General features: G+C 60.5%; 13 protein-coding genes. 6 read left to right on the top strand and 7 right to left on the bottom strand.

The features are described 5' to 3' along the window. Window positions 1-20 precede the first annotated feature (20 nt). The 6 genes from GNP00_RS15035 (at window position 21) to GNP00_RS15060 (ending at window position 8,547) form a co-directional block, all read left to right on the top strand. On the top strand, window positions 21-989 hold the full coding sequence (locus tag GNP00_RS15035; RefSeq protein WP_011583049.1) for an ABC transporter permease: 969 nt from the start codon (window positions 21-23) through the stop codon (window positions 987-989). Further along, window positions 986-1,864 (top strand): ABC transporter permease subunit, encoded by an 879-nt coding sequence (locus tag GNP00_RS15040; RefSeq protein ID WP_011583048.1) that lies wholly within the window; start codon window positions 986-988, stop codon window positions 1,862-1,864. Before GNP00_RS15035 ends, GNP00_RS15040 begins: the two co-directional genes overlap by 4 nt. After that, entirely contained in the window at window positions 1,861-3,903 is a 2,043-nt protein-coding gene (locus GNP00_RS15045) for a dipeptide ABC transporter ATP-binding protein (RefSeq protein ID WP_011583047.1), read from the top strand. The genes GNP00_RS15040 and GNP00_RS15045 overlap by 4 nt, the downstream gene beginning before the upstream one ends. Continuing rightward, complete coding sequence (locus GNP00_RS15050; protein WP_011583046.1) at window positions 3,900-5,453, top strand: ABC transporter substrate-binding protein; 1,554 nt, start codon at window positions 3,900-3,902, stop codon at window positions 5,451-5,453. The genes GNP00_RS15045 and GNP00_RS15050 overlap by 4 nt, the downstream gene beginning before the upstream one ends. 64 nt (window positions 5,454-5,517) lie before the next feature. Further along, window positions 5,518-6,696 carry a MalY/PatB family protein gene (locus GNP00_RS15055; RefSeq protein WP_011583045.1) on the top strand — a complete coding sequence of 393 codons (1,179 nt, stop codon included), beginning with the start codon at window positions 5,518-5,520 and terminating at the stop codon, window positions 6,694-6,696. A 231-nt stretch (window positions 6,697-6,927) separates the two neighbouring features. Beyond that, complete coding sequence (locus GNP00_RS15060; protein ID WP_011583043.1) at window positions 6,928-8,547, top strand: GMC family oxidoreductase; 1,620 nt, start codon at window positions 6,928-6,930, stop codon at window positions 8,545-8,547. A gap of 246 nt (window positions 8,548-8,793) precedes the next feature. Here the strand turns inward: GNP00_RS15060 and GNP00_RS15065 are convergent, their stop codons facing one another. The 7 genes from GNP00_RS15065 to GNP00_RS15095 form a co-directional block, all read right to left on the bottom strand. Further along, window positions 8,794-9,249 carry a hypothetical protein gene (locus GNP00_RS15065; protein WP_011583042.1) on the bottom strand — a complete coding sequence of 152 codons (456 nt, stop codon included), beginning with the start codon at window positions 9,247-9,249 and terminating at the stop codon, window positions 8,794-8,796. 248 nt (window positions 9,250-9,497) lie between these two features. After that, complete coding sequence (locus GNP00_RS15070; protein WP_011583041.1) at window positions 9,498-11,522, bottom strand: hydantoinase B/oxoprolinase family protein; 2,025 nt, start codon at window positions 11,520-11,522, stop codon at window positions 9,498-9,500. Beyond that, window positions 11,519-13,597 (bottom strand): hydantoinase/oxoprolinase family protein, encoded by a 2,079-nt coding sequence (locus GNP00_RS15075; protein WP_011583040.1) that lies wholly within the window; start codon window positions 13,595-13,597, stop codon window positions 11,519-11,521. Before GNP00_RS15075 ends, GNP00_RS15070 begins: the two co-directional genes overlap by 4 nt. A gap of 446 nt (window positions 13,598-14,043) precedes the next feature. Further along, a complete protein-coding gene (locus GNP00_RS15080; protein ID WP_011583039.1) occupies window positions 14,044-15,630 on the bottom strand; it encodes an ABC transporter substrate-binding protein in 1,587 nt (528 codons plus the stop codon). A gap of 33 nt (window positions 15,631-15,663) precedes the next feature. Next, complete coding sequence (locus GNP00_RS15085; RefSeq protein WP_011583038.1) at window positions 15,664-16,578, bottom strand: ABC transporter permease; 915 nt, start codon at window positions 16,576-16,578, stop codon at window positions 15,664-15,666. Continuing rightward, complete coding sequence (locus tag GNP00_RS15090; protein ID WP_011583037.1) at window positions 16,575-17,534, bottom strand: ABC transporter permease; 960 nt, start codon at window positions 17,532-17,534, stop codon at window positions 16,575-16,577. Before GNP00_RS15090 ends, GNP00_RS15085 begins: the two co-directional genes overlap by 4 nt. A gap of 2 nt (window positions 17,535-17,536) precedes the next feature. Then, complete coding sequence (locus GNP00_RS15095) at window positions 17,537-19,666, bottom strand: dipeptide ABC transporter ATP-binding protein (protein ID WP_246259130.1); 2,130 nt, start codon at window positions 19,664-19,666, stop codon at window positions 17,537-17,539. Between the last annotated feature and the right edge of the window lie 3 nt (window positions 19,667-19,669).

The raw sequence follows: 19,669 nt of genomic DNA on the forward strand, positions 1-19,669 counted from the left end.
CGCGTCGGGAATAATCATAGATGAGCACCTCTGCCCCCTCCCGCAAACTCCGCTATCGGCCCCCGGTGACACTCCCTTACCTGCTCAGCCGATCGGCAGGAGCTGTCTTTGCGATCTGGGGTGCCCTGACAATCGTGTTCCTCGCCCTTAATTTGGGCGGAGACCCGGCTTCCTCCCTGGTATCGCCGTCTGCAAGCGTCGAGGATATCGAGCGTGTGCGCCGCCTCTACGGATACGACCAGCCGCTCCTCGTGCAGTACCTGATCTTCTTCAAGAATGTGGCAACCGGCGATTTTCCAAACTCGCTGCGATACGCCACCTCGCCAATGGCATTGGTGTTCGAACGGTTTCCCAACACGCTGATCCTCGCGCTCTGCGGGATGTCTCTAGGAACCGTCCTGGGCCTTGCAATAGGCTATGCCTCGGCCTTCGCGAAACATTGGATGTTGCGTGAAATTCCGATGGCCGTCGTGATGGCGCTGCAGGCGTTCCCGCCGATTCTCCTAGGCGTGCTGCTGGTCCTGGCTTTCTCGATCAAGCTGCGCTGGCTGCCGAGCGCGGGCGGGGGCAGTCCGCTGCATCTGGTCCTGCCATCTCTGACGCTAGGCATTTATGTAGCACCGGCAATCGCTCGCGTGTTCCGCACTTCTATTCTGGATGTCCAGAATGCCGATCATGTCCGCACGGCACTTGCCAAAGGAGTGTCGCCGCGAATGGTCCGGTTGCGCCACGTCGCCGCTAACGCGCTTATTCCCGTTCTCAATCAGATTGGGCTGCAGCTTGGTGCCATGCTTGGTGGAGCAGTCGTTGTAGAGACGATCTTCAGCTGGCCGGGCATCGGGCAGCTCGCCGTAGGCGCGCTTAACAATCAGGACTTCCCGGTTGTCCTGGCAAGCGTGAGCTTCGTCGCGATCGTTTTCGTCCTGGTCAATCTGCTCGTCGACATCCTGAGCGCGATACTCGATCCGCGCCAAAGGAGCGTTCAGTGATAGCCGCTACTCAACCGCAGCGCGGTCGCATTCGAATCGGCATGACAGTGCCCGGCGCCATCGGCATTTCGCTTGTCGTGCTTATTGTCGGCCTGACAATCCTGGCGCCCTCGATCTCTCCTTTCTCGCCCTCTGATCAGGACCTCTACAACCTTTACGCTGCGCCAAACCTGAACTCGGCGCATATCCTCGGAACCGATGCGATCGGGCAGGATTTGCTGTCGCGCATTTTATACGGCGGGCGAATGCCGCTTTTAATCGCCGGCAGCGCCTGCCTGCTTTCCGCAATCGTCGGCGTGGGGCTGGGAGTTCTCGCCGGAGCGCGCGGAGGCTGGATCGACCAGTTTTTGGGCCGGCTCGCCGATATTCAGCTCGCCATGCCATCGATCATTTTGGCGCTCGTCCTCCTCGCCTTCGCAGGAGTAAACCTCATCAATCTGGTTATCGTCATCACATTAGCGACCTGGCCATCGCAGTTCCGGCTGACGCGCGCCCATGCGATGAGCTTGCGCCGGCAGAATTTTATCGAAGCCGCGGAAATGGGGGGCGGATCAACCGGGCAGATCATCCTGCGCCATTACCTGCCGAACGTAATGCCGCTTGCTATCGTCACGACCACTCTGAACCTGTCCACAAGCCTGCTTTTGGAAGCGTCGCTCAGTTATCTTGGTCTAGGCGTCCAGCCGCCAACGCCCGACTGGGGCCAGATGGTCGCCGCGGGTCAATCGCAGCTTGGCGCCGCATGGTGGCTGTCGGTCGCTCCTGGTGTCATGCTGATGCTCCTCATCCTAGGCATTCAGCTCTCCGGGGACTGGCTTGCCGGCCGCCTCTCCGTCCGCGGGATGATCCGTTTTCAGGGCTGGAAAAAGTCATGAGCGGACCCGTTCTGGATGTGCAGGGGCTCGTGACCCGACTTGATGGCTCGGCCGGACCGATCATCGCGGTCAACGGCATCTCCTTCTCTATTGGGCCAGGAGAGTGCCTCGGGATCGTGGGTGAATCCGGTTGCGGGAAAACCATGTCGGCGATGTCGATCGCGGGGCTTCTCCCGGAAGGCGGATTTATTGCCGAAGGGCGGATCGCACTTGACGGTGTCGATTTGGCGAGTCTGTCGCCGGATGCCCGCCGCAAATTCCGCGCCGAGCATATTGGCGTCGTATTCCAGAACCCCGCCACCGCGCTAAATCCGCGAATGAACATTGGCGCGCAGCTGCGAGAGGCGTTGCCCCTGAGAGGTGATGCCGCCAACCGGCGCGCAGCCGAGCTTCTGGACATGGTGGGGGTGCCACGTGCCTGGGACCGCCTGGTCGATTTCCCGCATGAACTTTCGGGCGGACTCGCGCAGAGAGTGGTGATCGCCCTCGCGCTGGCTCGTAGCCCAAAGCTGCTGATTGCTGACGAACCGACGACGGCGCTTGACGTATCGATCCAGACGCAAATTCTGGATCTGATTGATGCGTTCCGCCGCGACCTTCAACTGGCCGTGTTGCTCGTCACGCATGACATCGACGTGGTCGCGGACCGCGCCCAACGGGTCGCCGTTATGTATGCCGGCAACATCATCGAGGAGGGTCCTACCAAAGCCCTGCTCAATGACCCAATCCACCCCTATACGGCTGGGCTGCTCGCCTCGACCCCGAACAAGGTGTCCCCCGGAACGGTGCTCAATCCCGTCGAAGGAGCGCCGCCGAGTCTGGCAAACCCGCCTTCCGGCTGCCGCTTCGCGCCGCGCTGCGCCCTGGCCACGGCCCAATGCGAACTAACGCTTCCTGCGGCGAGCATTGCCGCCGACGGCCGTATGTTTCGCTGTATCCAACCGCTGAGCAAGACCAATCGTCTTCCCGACCCGCCAATCGACGTCGTTGCGCGGTTGCCGGCCGCCAGTCGAGTGCCGCTGGTCAAGAGCGAAGCGGTCAGTCGCTCTTTCATATTGTCGCGCCACCTCGTTACGCGGGCACCGCTCAAGCAGCGGCAGGCAGTAGCTGGAGTGACGCTCGAGATTTTCGAAGGCGAGTCGCTTGGCGTCGTCGGCGAATCCGGCTGCGGGAAATCCACGCTGGCGCGCCTTATCGCAGGTATCGACCATCCAACCCAAGGCCGGATTATCTATCGCGGCCAGCCGCTAAGCGATCTGGGTTCTGGTCGCCGGCAATGGCGGCGCGATGTTCAGATGATCTTTCAGGACCCGTATTCCTCGCTCGATCCGCGCATGACCATAGGAGAGATCATTGCCGAGCCGTTGAGCTATAACGGACTGGCAAAAGCCGAGCGCCGCAAACGTGCTGCGGCACTGATGGATGAGGTCGGCCTTTCGCAGGAATTGATCGATCAGCGCCCAGCGCAAATATCTGGGGGCCAACGCCAGCGGGTGGGCATCGCGCGGGCGCTGTCGCAAGACCCCAAACTAATCATCGCGGATGAAAGCGTCTCAGCGCTCGACGTTTCAGTTCAGGCGACGATCCTTAACCTCTTCCGAAGACTCCAGCGGGAGCGCGGACTGACATATTTGTTCATATCGCACGACCTGAACGTGGTGCGCTACATGTGCGATCGCGTTGCGGTGATGTATCTTGGAAAGCTGGTGGAGTTGGCGCCAACCGATGCGCTTTTCAGGAACCCTGCCCATCCTTACACACGAGCGCTTCTTGCCTCCATACCGGGCGCCAAGATGATGGGCGAAAGGCTGCGGGGCGACTTGCCATCGCCGGACCAGCCCCCCGCCGGCTGCAGGTTTCATACCAGGTGCCCGCAACGCCAGGTCATCTGCGAAAGCATCGAGCCGAGCTTGGAGCATCTAGGCGGGGGAATTTCGGTCGCGTGCCATTACCCCGTCAGTCGCTCCCAAACGCACAAAAAGAAGCTGGAGAATCAACAAACCAGCTCGCCGTATAAAGAGGAAAGGAACATGAAATGAGCTTCTCACGCTGCGACTTTGGCCGGCGAGCATTGCTCCGCCTCGGCCTTGCCTTCTCGATCGCACTGTCGATGCAGTTCGGGTCACTACAATATGTGGGATCGGCTGCAGCGCAGGACAGCAGCACCGTCAGAATCGCCATCCCGCTTGGGTTTCGTGGTCTCGATCCCCATGAGGGCGTCAATCCTCGGGCCGAAGTCACACTTCAAAGCAACATCTATTCCAGCCTGACCCGGATTACGCCGGAGTTGGAGGTCGTCGGCGACCTCGCGACGCAATGGGAGCAGCCAGAGCCTTTGATATGGGAGTTCGAGCTGAATCTGGCGGCCCGGTTCGAGAACGGAACGCCGCTGGACGCCGACGAGATCGTGGCGAACTTTTCCCGCATGTTCGACGCCGAACTGGGCTTTACGTTCGCAGCCGATCTGAAGCCGGTCATCAAGAGCGTCGAAGCGGTGACGCCGACCCGCGTGCGCTTTACGCTTTCAAGCCCGTATCCGGACTTCCTGCGCCGGATGTCCTATATCTACTTCCTCGATACGGAATGGGCGAATAGCCACAACCCCAAGCTGGAGGCGAATGCCTCCGGTCCTTACAGGCTGGTCAGTTTTGATCCGGAAGCGGGGGCGGTCCTCGAAGCCAACCCCGACTACTACGGAGAACAACCCGCTTTCAGCAACGCCGAGATGAAGGTGCTGCGCTCGCCGGCGCAGCGGCTGACCGGGCTTCTGGCCGGCGAGGTCGACGTCGCCACCATCCTTGATCCACAGGATCTGAAGCAGATCGAGGCAACTGGCGAGTTCAATGTAGGCGCCATCGACAGTTCGCGCAGCGTCTATCTCTGGTACAACACCACTAAAGAACCGTTCGATAATAAGCTGGTTCGTCAGGCACTCAACTACGCAGTCAACGTTCCGCAGATCACGGAAACGCTGTTGAGCGGCTATGGCAAGGCGCTTGAAGGTCAAGTGTTTAGCCCGATCTATACGGGCTACAATCCCGATCTCAAAGCCTATCCCTATGATCCGGAGAAGGCAAAGGCTCTCCTGGCCGAGGCTGGATACCCTAACGGGTTCACGACGACGATGAGCGTGCCGACCGGCGCCTATGTGGCGGGCGATCAGATCGCCCAGGTTGTCGCCGCGCAGCTCGCCCAGATCGGAGTGAAGGTCAATATCGAGCAGATGCCGATGCAGACCATGACGCAGCAGGGAAACAACCCGGAAACCGCAGCGCCGATGCGTTTTGTAGGCTATGCGGCCTACGACATGTCGGCTCGAGGCTTTCTGATCTATTTCCGCTCGGCGGGAGCGTCGAACCAAGCGAAGGATCCAGGCTACGACAAGCTCTATGAAGCCTATCTGAACGCTGAGACAGACGAGGAAAAGGCCAAACTGGTGGCCGAGATCACCGAATATATGCGTGATTTTGCGCCGATGCTGTTTCTCTATTCACAACCGACGACCTATGCCGTGCGCAACAGCGTCGAATGGACCCCGCGTCCAGACGACTGGCTGCGCGCCTTCGACATGACTCCGGTCGCGAATTGAAAGCCCTGGACGAGGCCAAGCCGCTTGGCTTGGCCTTCGTTGACCATCCCCTTTGAAGGACGCCATGAATCTGCAAGATGATCTGTTCCTCGATGCCGAGTTCCTTCGCGCACGCCGCAATTCAAAATGGAGGAGATTTCCCGACACCATAGTCCCCTCATGGATCGCCGATATGGACCTCAAGGTGGCGGACGTCGTGCAGAACGCGGTGGAGGGGACCACGAAGCAGCGCGACTACGGCTATCCTCGCCGCAGCGCGATCCCGGCCGAGCGAATTGCCGCGGATGCTTGGGCTGGTTGGGTGTCGCGCCGTCATGGATGGAACGTTGATCCCGCCGACGTGGTCGTGGCGACAGATCTCATGCAGGCCTGCTCTGCGGCCATCCTTACCTACTCCGAAGAGGGGGACGGCATCCTCCTGCCGACGCCCTGTTATCCGCCGTTCCGCGCCTGCATCACAGAAGCCAGGCGCACCTTGATCGATTGCCCGATGATCGAAGGTGAAGACGGCTTCCGGTTCGATTTTGAGGCAATGGAAGCGCAAATCGATGACCGCACTCGGATGATCCTCCTCTGCAATCCGCACAACCCTACCGGTCGTGTGATGACCAGGGAAGAACTGTCGTCAGTGATTGCGATCGCCGAACGACACGACCTGATCGTCTTCGTTGACGAGATCCATGCCGATATCATCTATCCAGGCCACCGGCACCTTTCCCTTGCAAACCTATCACCCGAGGCCGCGGCGCGCACCGTCACCGCAAGTTCGGCTACAAAGTCGTTCACCACACCGGCTTTGCGGCTCGCCGTCATGCATTTTGGCTCCCGTCCCCTGCGCGAGCGCTTCGACCGTCGCATCCCCAAAGCGCTTATGGGAAAACCTGCTATCACCGCGATTGACGCCAGCTACGCCGCCTGGACGGAAGGCGACGATTGGTTTGATGCTACGCTAGGGTATCTAACTACCGCCCGCGAAAAAGTGGTGAAGACCGTCGAGGCGGTGCCTAATCTGAGGCTGCATCAACCGGAATCGACGTATCTCGCCTTTATCGATTGTCGCGGATTGAAACTGAGCCGGCCCGCCGCTGCGTTCTTTCTCGACACGGCCCGGATCGGCTTCAGTGAAGGCGAAAGCTTCGGAACCGGTTATGAGGGATGGGTTCGGCTGAATTTTGCGACCGCCCCCGATGTCTTGGGCGAAAAGCTGGCACGCCTGAAGGCCGCATGTCTTGCCGAGGCCTGATCACGATCGACGCGTAGACCTGGCTTCGACGGGGCAACTCACGAGGAAGGATCCCATGGTCGATGGCATAGAGCCGACTAGCTTTTGGAAGGCTACAGGCAACTTCGACATCGGCGCCTTCGGCCTTTCCGCAAGGCGTGTTTCAGCAACACCGCCGACCATGCCGACATTAGTCGACGCGGTGCCCTCGGCGGCCGCCTTTGCGCTCGCGATAATCAGGAAGAATCGGCGATGAGCAACCAGGTCGAAGCCGACGAGGATTTCGGCACCTACGATCATATCGTGATTGGCGCCGGTAGCGCGGGATGCGTGCTGGCGAACCGACTCACACGCGACGGATCGCGCAGGGTGCTGCTCCTGGAAGCCGGTGGCAGCGACAATTGGCACTGGATCCGAATTCCCATCGGGTATGTCTATTGTATCGGCAATCCGCGCACCGATTGGATGTACAAGACGGAGCCGGAGCCGGGATTGAACGGTCGATCCATCGGCTATCCGCGTGGGCGCGTGCTTGGCGGCTGCTCGTCAATCAACGGGATGATCTACATGCGCGGACAGGCGCGTGACTACGATCACTGGCGTCAGCTCGGCAATGTGGGCTGGAGTTGGGAGGACGTACTGCCGCTGTTCAAGCGAGCCGAGAACTATTATCGCGGTGAGGATGACTATCACGGCGCCGAGGGCGAACTTCGCGTAGAGAAACAGCGCCTGCACTGGCCGATACTGGATGCCTTCCGTGATGCGGCCGAGGCGGCGGGCATCCCGCGAACCGAAGACTTCAACCGCGGAGACAACGAAGGTTGCGGCTATTTTGACGTCACGCAACGCGGCGGCTTCCGGTGGAACGCGGTGCGGGCCTTTCTTGCCCCTGTTCGTAACCGGCCTAATCTTCGGATTCAGATCAATGCACAGGTGGACCGGCTCATTTTTGAAGGTAATCGCGCCACAGGCGTGCGTTTCCGTCTCGGTGGCCGTGACCGGATAGCCAAGGCCCGGGCCGACATACTGCTCGCGGCCGGGGCTATCGGGTCGCCTGTAATCCTACAGCGTTCCGGGATAGGCGATCCCGACCATCTGGCTGCTCTCGGAATCGAGACACGTCGCGCTCTGAAAGGCGTGGGCGCGAACTTGCAGGATCACCTCCAGCTTCGCTGCATCTACGCGGTCAGCGGCGCCTCAACGCTTAATGCGCGTGCCAGAACGCTTATTGGGAAGGGTATGATGGGGGTCGAATATCTCCTGCGACGCACCGGACCCCTGTCGATGGCACCGAGCCAACTCGGTGCTTTCGCGCGATCAGGATCGCATGTCGAGTCAGCCGATCTGGAGTTCCATGTCCAACCGCTGTCGCTTGATCGTTTCGGCGAGCCCCTGCATACGTTTCCGGCGATCACCGCCAGTGTCTGTCACCTACGGCCGGAAAGCAGGGGCGTGGTTCGGATTCGCTCGAGCGAACCTTCCGAGCCTCCGGCGATCCAGCCCAATTATCTATCGACCGAGACCGACCGGGCAGTTGCGGCGAGTGCCATTCGCCTCACCCGCCGGATCATGGCTCAGGAGCCGATGCGGCGTTACCAGCCTCAAGAATTGAAGCCCGGAGGGGATGACGACAGTGAAGAGGCGCTCCGCCGCGCGGCCGGCGAGATTGGGACAACCATTTTCCATCCAGTCGGCACAGCACGCATGGGAACTGACCCGGAGGCTGTGGTTGATCCAGAATTGCGTGTTTACGGTATAGACAATCTGCGCATTGCCGATGCCTCGATCATGCCCACGATCACGTCGGGCAACACAAATGCCCCGACGATGATGATTGCCGAAAAGGCAGCGCAACTGCTTTGCGTTTCCTAAGATAGTCTTGCGGCAGCTCTGCCGATGACTGCAAACCGCGAGACCTTCGGTTCGGGTTCTGCGGGATGAGGCGCGGCGCTATAGCGGCGATATTTGCGGAACCGTCAATGCCGATCCCTCGCACAGAACGGGGTTTGGCCCCGGATCGACCACGGGCTGTTGGGCGGCCGGCACCTTGTCCGGCCGCTCGGGCTTTCCGTTTCTTCAAATCAGAAGAAATCGGACAAAGGCATCTGTTTTGCAAATCTACAGCTTGCCGAATTCGCGCTTGCGACTTTGAACTTCGCCTTCTGGCCGCACGCTCTCGTCCGGCTCTGCCGCAAAAGCATGCGCCGGCATGAGGATGCCCAGATGACGGTACGGGATATCTGACAGGACGGTGAACCGAAGCTGGTCGCCCTTGTCGAGCAAGTAGGCGTCACCGGGCTCCGCCACGAACTTGCCGCTCACCCAGTTGCCCATACTGTAGGAAGACCAGTATTCCACCTGGACCTTGCCCTTCAGGGCGATGTGCAGACCCGTTGCCCAGACGCCATAGCGGGGTGTTACCGCGCCGGCAGCATAGTCTTCAACAAGCACATGGCATGCGGGGTCCCACAGCTTGCGCTTGATGGCAAGATCGATGCCAAAACCGGCGGACGGTTGCATGAGCCGGGACATCTCTTCTTCGTCGACTTCGAATACACTTCGCATCAGCTTCATCGAACACACACTCCTTGCGTGATTGTATTGAGAGGATCGGATAGCCATAGAGGTGGGCTGCCCGTCCGCTTCAGCCATCTGGGCTGCTGCCTATCGAATCTTCCGCGTCAATCTAACGACATGCAGCCCATCCGACATTTGACGAATTGAAAAACCAGCTTTGTCACGACCGTCCAAACTGAATGCCGGTTGTGACAAGACGCGGAAAGACAGCCGCCCTTCAGCCCAGGCGCTCATGCGCCCCCGTATCATTCGGCAGCCTTCAGCTCCGCCTCGGCATAGTGGGCTTCCAGCCGGGCAAGCTCGGCCACGAAGCGTTCCCGGTAGGTTTCGGCCAGCTCGGCAAAAGCCTTGGGATCGATGCCATCGCTTGACAATCCGGGAATCACTGCATCGAAGAAGGCGCGGCGGCGCGCATTGCGGGCATGGGCCGGTATGGTGAGCAGCAGCGCGTTCAACCGGCTCAACCCGGCATCGTCGAAGACCGAGTCCCATAACAGGCGCAGGTCGTCGAAGCCGAAGGCTGAGGGGGCGGGCCGGGGGGCACTGCGCAATTCAGCGGTGCCTGCCATGTCGACCTCGCCCGCTTCGGTCAGAACAACGCCATAGGCCGTCCGCGCTGCCTCGAGCGAGACGATGCCGACGGCCACGTCCGCAGCTACCGCGGCGGGGTCGCGGGCGAAGGGATCGCCATAGCCGCCGCCGCCCGGGGTCATGACGGTAAAGGTATCGCCGCGGTTCAGCGTGATGATGTCGATCTTGCCCAGTTCGCGTTCATTGGCCGTGCCCATGTTGATGAGCGTGCGCGCCGCCGCGCCGGGCCGACCGCCGGCCACGCCCCAGGGCCGGAACAGGAAGCGCTCCATGCCGCGGCCCAGGATCTGGCAGCCGTCGCGGCGCACTTCGAAGGTCAGGGACAGGCCCGAGCCGCCGCGCCATTCGCCGGCGCCGCCGCTGTCGGGGCGCAGCCGGAATTCACGGATGGCAACCGAGGCCGAGGCCTCGATCACTTCAATCGGATTGTTGGACATGGACGACATCAGCGCGCCGCGCCCGTCCACCCCGTCCAGCCCGGGCCGCCCGCCGGTGCCGCCTACCATCAGTTCGACGACCATGACGTTGCGCGGCTTGGTGGCAGTCGGGGGTTCGGCGATGGTCACCGGCACGATAACCCCGCTCATACAGCCCGGTATCAGGTCGGGCGCGGCAGCGGCCAGTGCTCCATGGATCACGTCGTTGACGCGCATTGCGGTGGCATGGCGCACCCCGGTGGCCGCCGGAAATTCCGGATTGAGCACCGTGCCCTTGGGCGCGGTGACGGTTACGTTCTCCATCAGCCCGGCATTGAACGGAATATCGGGCGCCATGGTGGAGATGAACGAAATCATCCTCTGGGTAAGCCACTGATGGCGCTGGCCGCGAGTAACGATATTGTAGGCGGCGAGCGTCTGCGGATCGGTGCCGGAATAGTCGAGGTGGACTAGCCCGTCCCGCGCGGTCATCTGCAGCCTTATCCTGAGCGGAATCCGGCTGGTGAGATCGTCGTCGAGGTAATCCCAGAAATCGTAAGTGCCGTCGGGAATGCGCCGCAGCGCCTCGCGCGATTTCAGCCGCGCATATTCGATAAGGTCCACCTGCGCCTGCCGGAAGGTTTCCAGCCCATGCTCCTCGATGACTTCGGAGACCCGGCGCTGCGCGACACGATGGGCCGCAATCATGGCCTTGATGTCACCGAGATTGGCTTCCGGCGTGCGCGAATTGGCGTTCATGATCGCCAGCACGTCGGGGTTGAATTCGCCGCCCGACATCAGGCGGACGGGCGGCAGCAGCAGCCCTTCCTGGAAGAGTTCAGTGGAGGTGGGCGAGATGCTGCCCGGCACCCGGCCGCCCACATCAGAGATATGAAGGAAGGACCAGCCGTAGCAGACCCGCTCGCCATTGTGGAAATACGGCACCAGGAGCTGCACGTCGGGCGTGTGAGTGCACAGCCCCCCGGAGGCATAGGGGTGGTTGGTGACGACCACGTCGCCCTCGCGCAGGTCGGGCATGGCCTCGATCACGACCGATGCGTCAGCGACAACGCCGCCGGTGGCGCCGATTTCACGCGGAAAGGCGAAGAACCTGCCCTCGTCGGTCGCCAATGCACAGCAGAAATCGGCGATCTCCTTGACCATCAGCGTATGGCCGATACGGCGGATGGTATAGCCCGCTTCCTCGGCGATCGAGGTCACCTTGTTTGACAGGATCTCGATCAGAATTGGGTCGAGCTTCATGACATCATCCTTTCCACTAGGATCACCCCTTGAGCGTTTGTGACACCCCTCCAGCCCGGCAGGATTACTGAGGTCGTGTCCTCCTGCTCGATGACGGCGGGCCCTTTGACCACTGCGCCGGCGCCCAGGGCGGCGCGATCGTAAACATCGGCCTCGACCCAGCCGCCCGTCAAGTAGATGGGCCGCTTCGTGCGCGGCGTCGCCGGCCCAGGCGTGGCGGCGGCCATGGGCGCATCCAAGCTCGGCACGCGGCCCGTAACCTGAACCCGGAGGTTCAGGATTTCGATCACATGGGCGTCGTCGCGGAAGCCATAGGCCAGCTTATGGGCGGCGTGATAAGCCTCTACCAGGGGGGCATGGTTATGCGCGTCGATATCGGCTTCCTGGAGATCGACCTGAATCTCGCTGGCTTCTCCGCGATAGCGCAGATCGGCTGTCCAGCGACGCTCCACCGGTCCGACGATATCGCCTTCCGCCTCGATCCAGGCGCTAGCCTCCGCCCGCATTTCATCCGCCAGCTCAGCCAGCCTTGCGGTGAACGCGGCACTGCCGTCCACGGCAGTACGGAAAGTGCGCACGAAATCGCGGCGAAGGTCGGAAATGAGAGCGCCATATGCGCAGAGGGTGCCGGGTGAAGGAGCGATCATTATGCCCTTTAGGTGCGCCTCCTCGGCCAGAAAATTTGCATGGGTGGGGCCAGCGCCACCATAGGCGGCCAGCATGAAGTCCTGTGGTGCGAGGCCACGCTGGGCAAAGCCCTTGTAGATATCGGTGGCCATGCGCGCCGTGGCGACGCGCAACGCCGACACGGCCGTGCGTTCGGCGATGTCGCGGCCCTCGAAGCCGAGTCGGGCACCCAGTTCCGCCAGTCCATTCATCGCGGCGGCGCGGTCCAGCCGCATGGCGCCGCCGAGGAACCCGTCCTCACGCAGCAGATTCATGGCAAGATAGCAGTCCGTAATCGTGGGGCGCGTTCCCCCGCGACCGTAGCAGATGGGGCCGGGTTCGGCGCCCGCGCTTTCGGGGCCAACCTTGAGCACTCCCTGCTTGTCCACCGTAACGATCGAGCCGCCGCCCGCGCCAATGGCATTGACACTGACCACCGGCAGGATCAGCGGGAAGTCTCCAACGGTCGAGCGGGTGGTGAATTCCGGCACGCCGGCTTCCGAGACAGCCATGTCCGAACTGGTGCCGCCCATGTCGAAGGTGATGATGCGTTCGATGCCGCCCTGGATGGCAAATGACGAGCTGGCGACCACACCCGCGGCTGGCCCCGATAGCACCGTTTCGATTGGGCGCTGGCGCGCGGTCAACAGTCCGATCGTGCCGCCATTGTTCGTCGTCACATAGACCGGCGCGCGCAGCCCAAATTCCGCCATTCGGTTGGTCAGGCGCGAGAAATAGGCTTCCATCAGGGGGCTGATATAGGCGTTCAGCGCGGCAACCAGAGACCGCTCATATTCTCTGATTTCCGGCCAGATCGCGGCCGATGCGGTGACGAGCGTGCCGGGCAATGCCTCCGCCAGACGAGTGGCAAGCTTGGCCTCGGGCGCCGGGTGAAGATAGGAGTTGAGGAGAACCACGGCGACGGCATCGACCTTGGCCCGGGTCAGACTTTCGATCAGCTCGGGGTTTACGGCGGGTTCGCCTTCAACATGTCCATTGGCCAGGATGCGGACCGGCACCTCATGGACCATGTTGCTGGCGATCAGTGGCACTTCCTTGACGACGTTCAGGTCAAACGGGCGATCCACTTTGCCCCGGCCGATCTCGAGCACATCGCGGTTTCCTTTCGAAACCACCAGCGCCATTCTTGCGCCGCGCCGCTGGATGATGGCGTTGAGGCCGATGGTGGTGCCGTGAATGATCAGCTCGACCTCCTCGGGCCGACGACCGGCCCGTTCGAGCACGCCTCTCACCCCGCGTTCCACGGCTTCGGACGGATCGGCAGGCGTGCTCGGTTCCTTGAACACGGTGAGTGCACCAGTCGCACGATCGACCAGGACGAGGTCTGTAAATGTCCCTCCCACATCGATGCCGATGCGACAGGTTCCATTCAATGTATCCAGGCTCATCCGCGATCTCCATGACTAAGCAAGCAAGAGAATATGCCGGGCAGCGGCGCGGCCGTCGCAGCCCAGGTGATTTGCTAGCATTGCCTCGATTTTGCAGAAACCTGCCTATTCAGGATGGCAGCTTTACAAATCCGTTACAGGCGGAGGCTCTTATGCGCTTATGCAACCCGCACTTAGACCAAGTGCATGAAGCCGCCGGACGCCGGGACCTGCAGGATATTCAATAAAAGGCGGTATTCTCCGCAAATGCCTGTCGCGTTGTCAGACACAATTTCGTCGTAACCGTTGGCTGCCCCTTGGACAGCCCGCTCCGCATCAAGGCGCATGAGCACGGACAGGCCGCACTCGTGAGGTGCGGCAAGATGTCAGGTCATCGCCCCAGTTGAGAACACCGCGTGCGCAAGGGGCTGAACTATCGAGCGGAGAATTCCATCGGCGGCTGTTCGTTAGTTGGATAGCCACGTGCCCGATTGATCCAGATAGAGAAAGTTGGAAGGGCTGAACGTCCAGCCGTGAAGCTTGGCATCCATCGCAACGCTTCGCTCCAACCAGACGACCGGCAAGGAGTATGACTGCTCCATCAGGCGTTCCTCGAACTTACGCAAGAGATCCAGCCGCGCTCTAGGATCTGTTTCGACAGCCTGGCGCGCCCATATATCGTCAAGCACCGGGTCGTCGAAACGGCCGGCAGATCGGTGAGAAAGATCATAGGAGATATACTTGGTGAGCTGCTCTGTCGGCTCTTCGCGCAGTGCCGAATAGATGTCGGTAATGGCCACGAAATTGCTATTGGTCAGGGCAGAGGCCCATTCGGGCGTCTGGACGATTTTGAGTTCCGCATTGACCCCAACTCTACGCCATTGGTCAGCAAGAAATACCGCGAAATCGACGAGGATTGGAGGGCCGTCCCGCACGGTCAGCGTGAAAGACAGGTCTGCCTGACCGGCCTCAGCCAAAAGCTGCCGGGCTTCCTCACGCGCTTTCTCTATGTTTCTGCTGAATCCGGGCAGCGATTCGAGATGAGCGTCACTGCCGGAAAACTGGCCGTTGGGCATAAGCGGCCCTCCAACATATTTCATCTCGCTGGTGGCGCCCAGACCCGCGACGCCGCCCCAACGATCTATCGCCAGGTTCAGCGCCTTGCGCACCCGCTGATCGTCGAACGGAGCGGATTGGCTGTTGAATGTGACAAGGAAGTGAGTCAGCGACGGTCCAACATGGGTCGTAATCCCGTCGCCCAATGCTGTGCGAAGACGTTCAGCGGCCTGTGGGCTCACACCTCTGAAGTCCGTATGAACCTGACCCGCCTGAATGGCATTGACGACGGCCTGCCCTTCCATGGTGTAGGATTCGAGCCGGTCGAGGTAAGGCTGGCCTTCACGGAAATAATTCTCGAACCGTGACGCCGTCCAGACCGACCCCGCGACGAAATCCTCGAATACAAACGGTCCGCTCCCCATGACGACTCGCGATGGGTAGCTGGGATTCGATTCAAGCAGTTCCGAGGAGTAGATGCAGTTCCACGGTGAAGCAAAGGTGCCGAGAACCGACGTGTCCCATTCCTTGAGGTGAAACCGTACCGTCAGTTCATCCACGACTTCGACGGATTCGATCTGGCGGAAGGTTTCGATTCTTTCCGAAATGACGCCTTCCGGCGGAAAGGCTAGCCGCTCGAAGGTGGCCGCGACGTCTTCCGCAGTCAACTGCGAGCCATCGTGGAACTGGATGTCGGGGTGAAGAGTAAACGTATAGGTCAGCGCTTCGGGGTCGGCCTCCCAGCTCCTTGCGACATCTCCTTCGATCTCGGGATAGTTACCGGGTTTGAAGCGCAGCAGCGTTGAATAATGAGGCGCGAGCCGCATCAGAACCGCGAAATTGTTGGCTGCGTGACAGTCGAAATTCGCAGGATCGTCGCTTACGGCGTAGCGCAGCGCGCCGCCATACTGCGGCTCCCCCTGTGCCGCAACAGGTGCGGCGGAGACGATCACAGTTGCTGCTGCCAGACCGGCGATGAATGTTTTACCCGGTATCATGCAGTTCCCTCCCAGATTATGCATGGTTTTGAACTAGCGCCCGGCGCTGGCCTTGGGATCGAAAATATCCCTCAGCGCATCACCCAGCATGGAAAAGGAGAAGACGACCAAAGCGATCGCCACCCCTGGGAAAATGACGATCCAGGGTGCGGTCAAGGCGCTGTTGAACGCGTTGCCCGCCAACATCAGTCCCCAGCTTGCCGTTGGTGCGGTCACGCCCAACCCAAGATAGGAAAGTGAGGCTTCGATCAGGATGGCTTGGCTTACGAAGGTCGTGACCATAACGATGTAGGGACCCGCAATATTGGGCGCAATGTGCCAGGCTATGATGCGTGAGGAAGAAAATCCCAGCGTGCGCGCGGCATCGACATAAGCTTGCCGCCGGATCGTCAAGGTCTGGCTGCGCGCGATCCTTGCCATGTTGGGCACGATTGGCAGCGCGATCGCCAGTACGAGATTGAAATCGATGCCGAACACAAGATTCCGGCCCATCGTTGCCACAAGTACGAGGGCGAGAATCATGGTTGGAATTGCGAGAAGCACTTCGAGAAAACGTTCGAGTATGAGCTCGAACCACCCCCCGATATAGGCGGACGTAATGCCGAGCATCGCGCCGATGGTGGAGCCGATAATGCTCGCCGAAACGCCGATAAATAGTGCGGTGCGCCCACCATAGAGCACGCGGCTCAAGAGATCGCGCCCAAAAGTGTCGGTTCCCAGCCAGTGTTGCAAGGATGGCGCCGCTAAGGTGTTGGCGTAGTTTGTTTCCAGGGGATCATACGGCGCGATCCAATGCGCCAGTCCCGAAGCGACAAAGATGATAACCAGAACCAGCAGACCGACGACCCCAAACGGGTAGTTTCGTATTAGTTCAACCCAGTTGGGCAGCCGCTTGGGCTCGTTTGCCCAAAGGGGTCCGTGAGACGGTGGGGGAAAGACGTTCCTCATCCTCGGCCCAGCCTTATTCTTGGATCGATTGCCGCATAGGCCAGATCGACCAGCAGATTGATGGCGATGAAAATAATGGTCAGGACAACCACGATGCCCTGGATAACAATTAGGTCGCTGCGCGCCACGGACTCCACGAAAAGGCGGCCGAGGCCGTTCAGGCTGAAGACCTGCTCGATCACGACAAGGCTTCCAACCATCAGGGCAAACTCCAGACCGATTATCGTGACCGTGGGCAGCAGGGAGTTCGGCACAATGTGCCTGCGCACAATGCTGCTTGCGGGTAATCCCTTGGCGCGAGCCGTTCTTACATAGTCCTCCGACATTGCCTCGATGACCGAGGCGCGCATCATGCGCACCAGCATGGCGGCATATCGGTAGCCGACGGCCAATGCCGGCAGCGTGAGTTGTTGCAGCACCCGTATCGGATCGGAAAAGAGCGAGTTGGAACCAAGTGGCGGCAGCCAGTTGAAAAACCAAAGCATCGCAAGTGCCAGCATCATGCCCAGCCAGAAGGACGGCAGGGCAATGCCCCCGAAGGCGAAGATGCGAATGAGATTGTCTAGCCAGGTGCCGTGAAAAATCCCGGCCAGTGTGCCCAACGGCAAGGCAATGACCACCGCGATGATCATGCCGAGAACGGCAAGTTCCAGCGTAACGGGAAGGCGAAGCATTATCTCGTCGAGGACCGGCTTGCCCGTCCACGACGAAGAGCCGAGGTCACCCGTGAACAACCCCCATAAAAAGTCGCCGAATTGCACCAGGATTGGGCGATCCAGCCCCAGTCTCGCGCGTTCAGCCGCAATGATCTCGGGTGTCGGGTTGCCTCCGTCCGCACGCAGCATCGTTTCAACGGCATCTCCCGGCAGTAGGGCAAGCATGAAAAATGTGAGCGTCGCGACACCCAGCAATGTCGGGATTGCGAGCATGAGCCGATTTAGTAGGTAACGCAGCATGGCTAGGCCCTTACGCACGCAACTTTGTGAGTTTCGGTAAGGGAGCGGCTCTCGGGAACGGCCGTGCGACACTCATCCGTTGCCAACGGGCAGCGCGTATGAAAGACGCAGCCGGAGGGTGGATTGAGCGGTGAAGGGATCTCGCCCTGCAAGGGGCCACGCGACAATCCCTCACCCTTCAGCCCTCGAAACGAAGGAACTGCGGCAAGCAAGGCCTGCGTGTAAGGATGTCTCGGCTCGGCAAAAAGCTCTTGGCGGCGGCCGCTTTCGACGACCCGGCCGAGATACATGACCGCGACGATATCGGAAATATGACGAACGACCGCCAGATCGTGAGCAATGAAGAGATAGGTGAGGCCCAGTTTTTTCTGAAGCTCCACCAGGAGATTCATGATTTGCGCCTGGATTGAAACATCGAGCGCGGAGACCGGCTCGTCACAGATTATGAAGTCCGGCTCCATCACCAATGCCCGCGCGATACCGACCCGCTGGCGCTGCCCGCCCGACATTTGATGGGGATAACGATCGCCCATTTCCGATGGAAGGCCCACAAGGGATAGAGCCTCTTCGACCCGTTCCCTCGCTTCACGCCGGTTCTTGCGCAATTTATGGACAAGCAGCGGCTCGACCAGTGCGTCCGCCACCTTGTGCCTTGGGTTCAATGACGTGAACGGATCCTGATAGACCACCTGAATTTTGCGGCGCATGTCCTTAAGGCGCTGCCCCCGCTTAAAAAGCAGGTCGTCGCCGTCCAGTTCAAACGTACCCGCAGTTGCCTGTTCCAGCCGCAGAAGAAGACGAGCCAGTGTGGTCTTTCCGCACCCGGATTCGCCAACGAGCCCCAATGTGCCTCCTGTCGGCACGCTGAAACTGACATTTTCGACAGCCCGCACCGTAGCGCCCCTACCCAAGTAAAAATGCTTGGTCAGACCTGAAACCGTCAAAAGAGCTTCTTTGGAGATTGCGGGTTTGATGGGTTCTGGCGTTCCAGCCGCCGGGTAGACCCCATTGTCCTTGAAGGGATGGAAGCAGGCGTCGCTGTGATCCTGCGTGCTGCGCGTCAGCGCCGGAATTTCCAGGCACTTATCGCTAGCCGCAGAGCATCTTGGACGAAAGGCGCATCCTTCCGGCAAGGCCCTGAGGCTTGGCGGCTGCCCCGGTATCGTCTCGAGCAGTTCCTGGCGTGGCATATCAAGCTGCGGAACCGCCTTCAGCAATCCAGCCGTATATTGATGCCGGGGATGACGCAGCACCTGACTGGTTGTGCCGGCCTCCACAATTCGTCCCGCATACATGACGTTGACACGGTCGGCATATCGCGCAACCAGGCCAAGATTATGCGTAATTAAAACCAATCCGATCTTCAGTTCATCGACCAGGTCCTGCAAGAGATCGAGAATCTGGGCCTGAATCGTCACATCCAGCGCCGTGGTGGGTTCATCCGCTATTATGACGCTGGGATTGCATGCGAGCGCGATTGCGATCATCACCCTTTGACGCATGCCCCCCGAGAACTGATGGGGGTACAGCCCCAGCCGCCGCTCGGGATCGGGCACGCCAACCAGGGTCAGCAATTCGACAGCCCTGTTCCACGCCTTTTCCCGGGAGTAGCCCAGATGCGCGAGCATGGGCTCCATAATCTGTATCCCTATCGTCAACACGGGATTCAACGCCGTCATGGGCTCCTGGAACACCATGGCGATCTCGCGCCCCCGCAGCCGGCGCATCTGCTCTTCTGAAAGGCCAAAATAATCCATGCCCTTCAGACTGGCGGCACCACTGATCCGAGTCGCATCACCGCCATGCAGCAGCCCCATCAGGGCCAGCGAAGAAACGGATTTCCCGCAGCCCGATTCTCCCACAAGGGCGACGATCTCTCCCGCCCAAACGTCGTAGCTGACGCCCCGAACGGCATGAATAAGGCCCGCTCCTGTCAAAAACTGCACATGCAGGTCGCGCACTGACAGGAGCACGTCTCCCTCGATCTGCTTTTCCGCCATCGGGTTGCCGGGATTCTCGCTGTCATTGATGCTCCCGAGCAGCTCATGCACCCGCTGACGCCAGCGGGTGGGGAGCGCGCTATGGCGGCTTGCAAGCCGGTCCTTCCGGACGAAATTCGGGAGCGGCAACATTAT

This window comes from Chelativorans multitrophicus (assembly GCF_011317445.1).
Classification (GTDB): Bacteria; Pseudomonadota; Alphaproteobacteria; order Rhizobiales; family Rhizobiaceae; genus Chelativorans; species Chelativorans multitrophicus.

Bases quoted from the DNA above. Each gene is read 5' to 3' on its own strand.
- GNP00_RS15035 (WP_011583049.1), top strand. From the start codon at position 21: ATGAGCACCTCTGCCCCCTCCCGCAAACTCCGCTATCGGCCCCCGGTG.
- GNP00_RS15045 (WP_011583047.1), top strand. From the start codon at position 1,861: ATGAGCGGACCCGTTCTGGATGTGCAGGGGCTCGTGACCCGACTTGAT.
- GNP00_RS15050 (WP_011583046.1), top strand. From the start codon at position 3,900: ATGAGCTTCTCACGCTGCGACTTTGGCCGGCGAGCATTGCTCCGCCTC.
- GNP00_RS15055 (WP_011583045.1), top strand. From the start codon at position 5,518: ATGAATCTGCAAGATGATCTGTTCCTCGATGCCGAGTTCCTTCGCGCA.
- GNP00_RS15060 (WP_011583043.1), top strand. From the start codon at position 6,928: ATGAGCAACCAGGTCGAAGCCGACGAGGATTTCGGCACCTACGATCAT.
- GNP00_RS15065 (WP_011583042.1), bottom strand. From the start codon at position 9,249: ATGAAGCTGATGCGAAGTGTATTCGAAGTCGACGAAGAAGAGATGTCC.
- GNP00_RS15070 (WP_011583041.1), bottom strand. From the start codon at position 11,522: ATGAAGCTCGACCCAATTCTGATCGAGATCCTGTCAAACAAGGTGACC.
- GNP00_RS15075 (WP_011583040.1), bottom strand. From the start codon at position 13,597: ATGAGCCTGGATACATTGAATGGAACCTGTCGCATCGGCATCGATGTG.
- GNP00_RS15080 (WP_011583039.1), bottom strand. From the start codon at position 15,630: ATGATACCGGGTAAAACATTCATCGCCGGTCTGGCAGCAGCAACTGTG.
- GNP00_RS15085 (WP_011583038.1), bottom strand. From the start codon at position 16,578: ATGAGGAACGTCTTTCCCCCACCGTCTCACGGACCCCTTTGGGCAAAC.
- GNP00_RS15090 (WP_011583037.1), bottom strand. From the start codon at position 17,534: ATGCTGCGTTACCTACTAAATCGGCTCATGCTCGCAATCCCGACATTG.
- GNP00_RS15095 (WP_246259130.1), bottom strand. From the start codon at position 19,666: ATGTTGCCGCTCCCGAATTTCGTCCGGAAGGACCGGCTTGCAAGCCGC.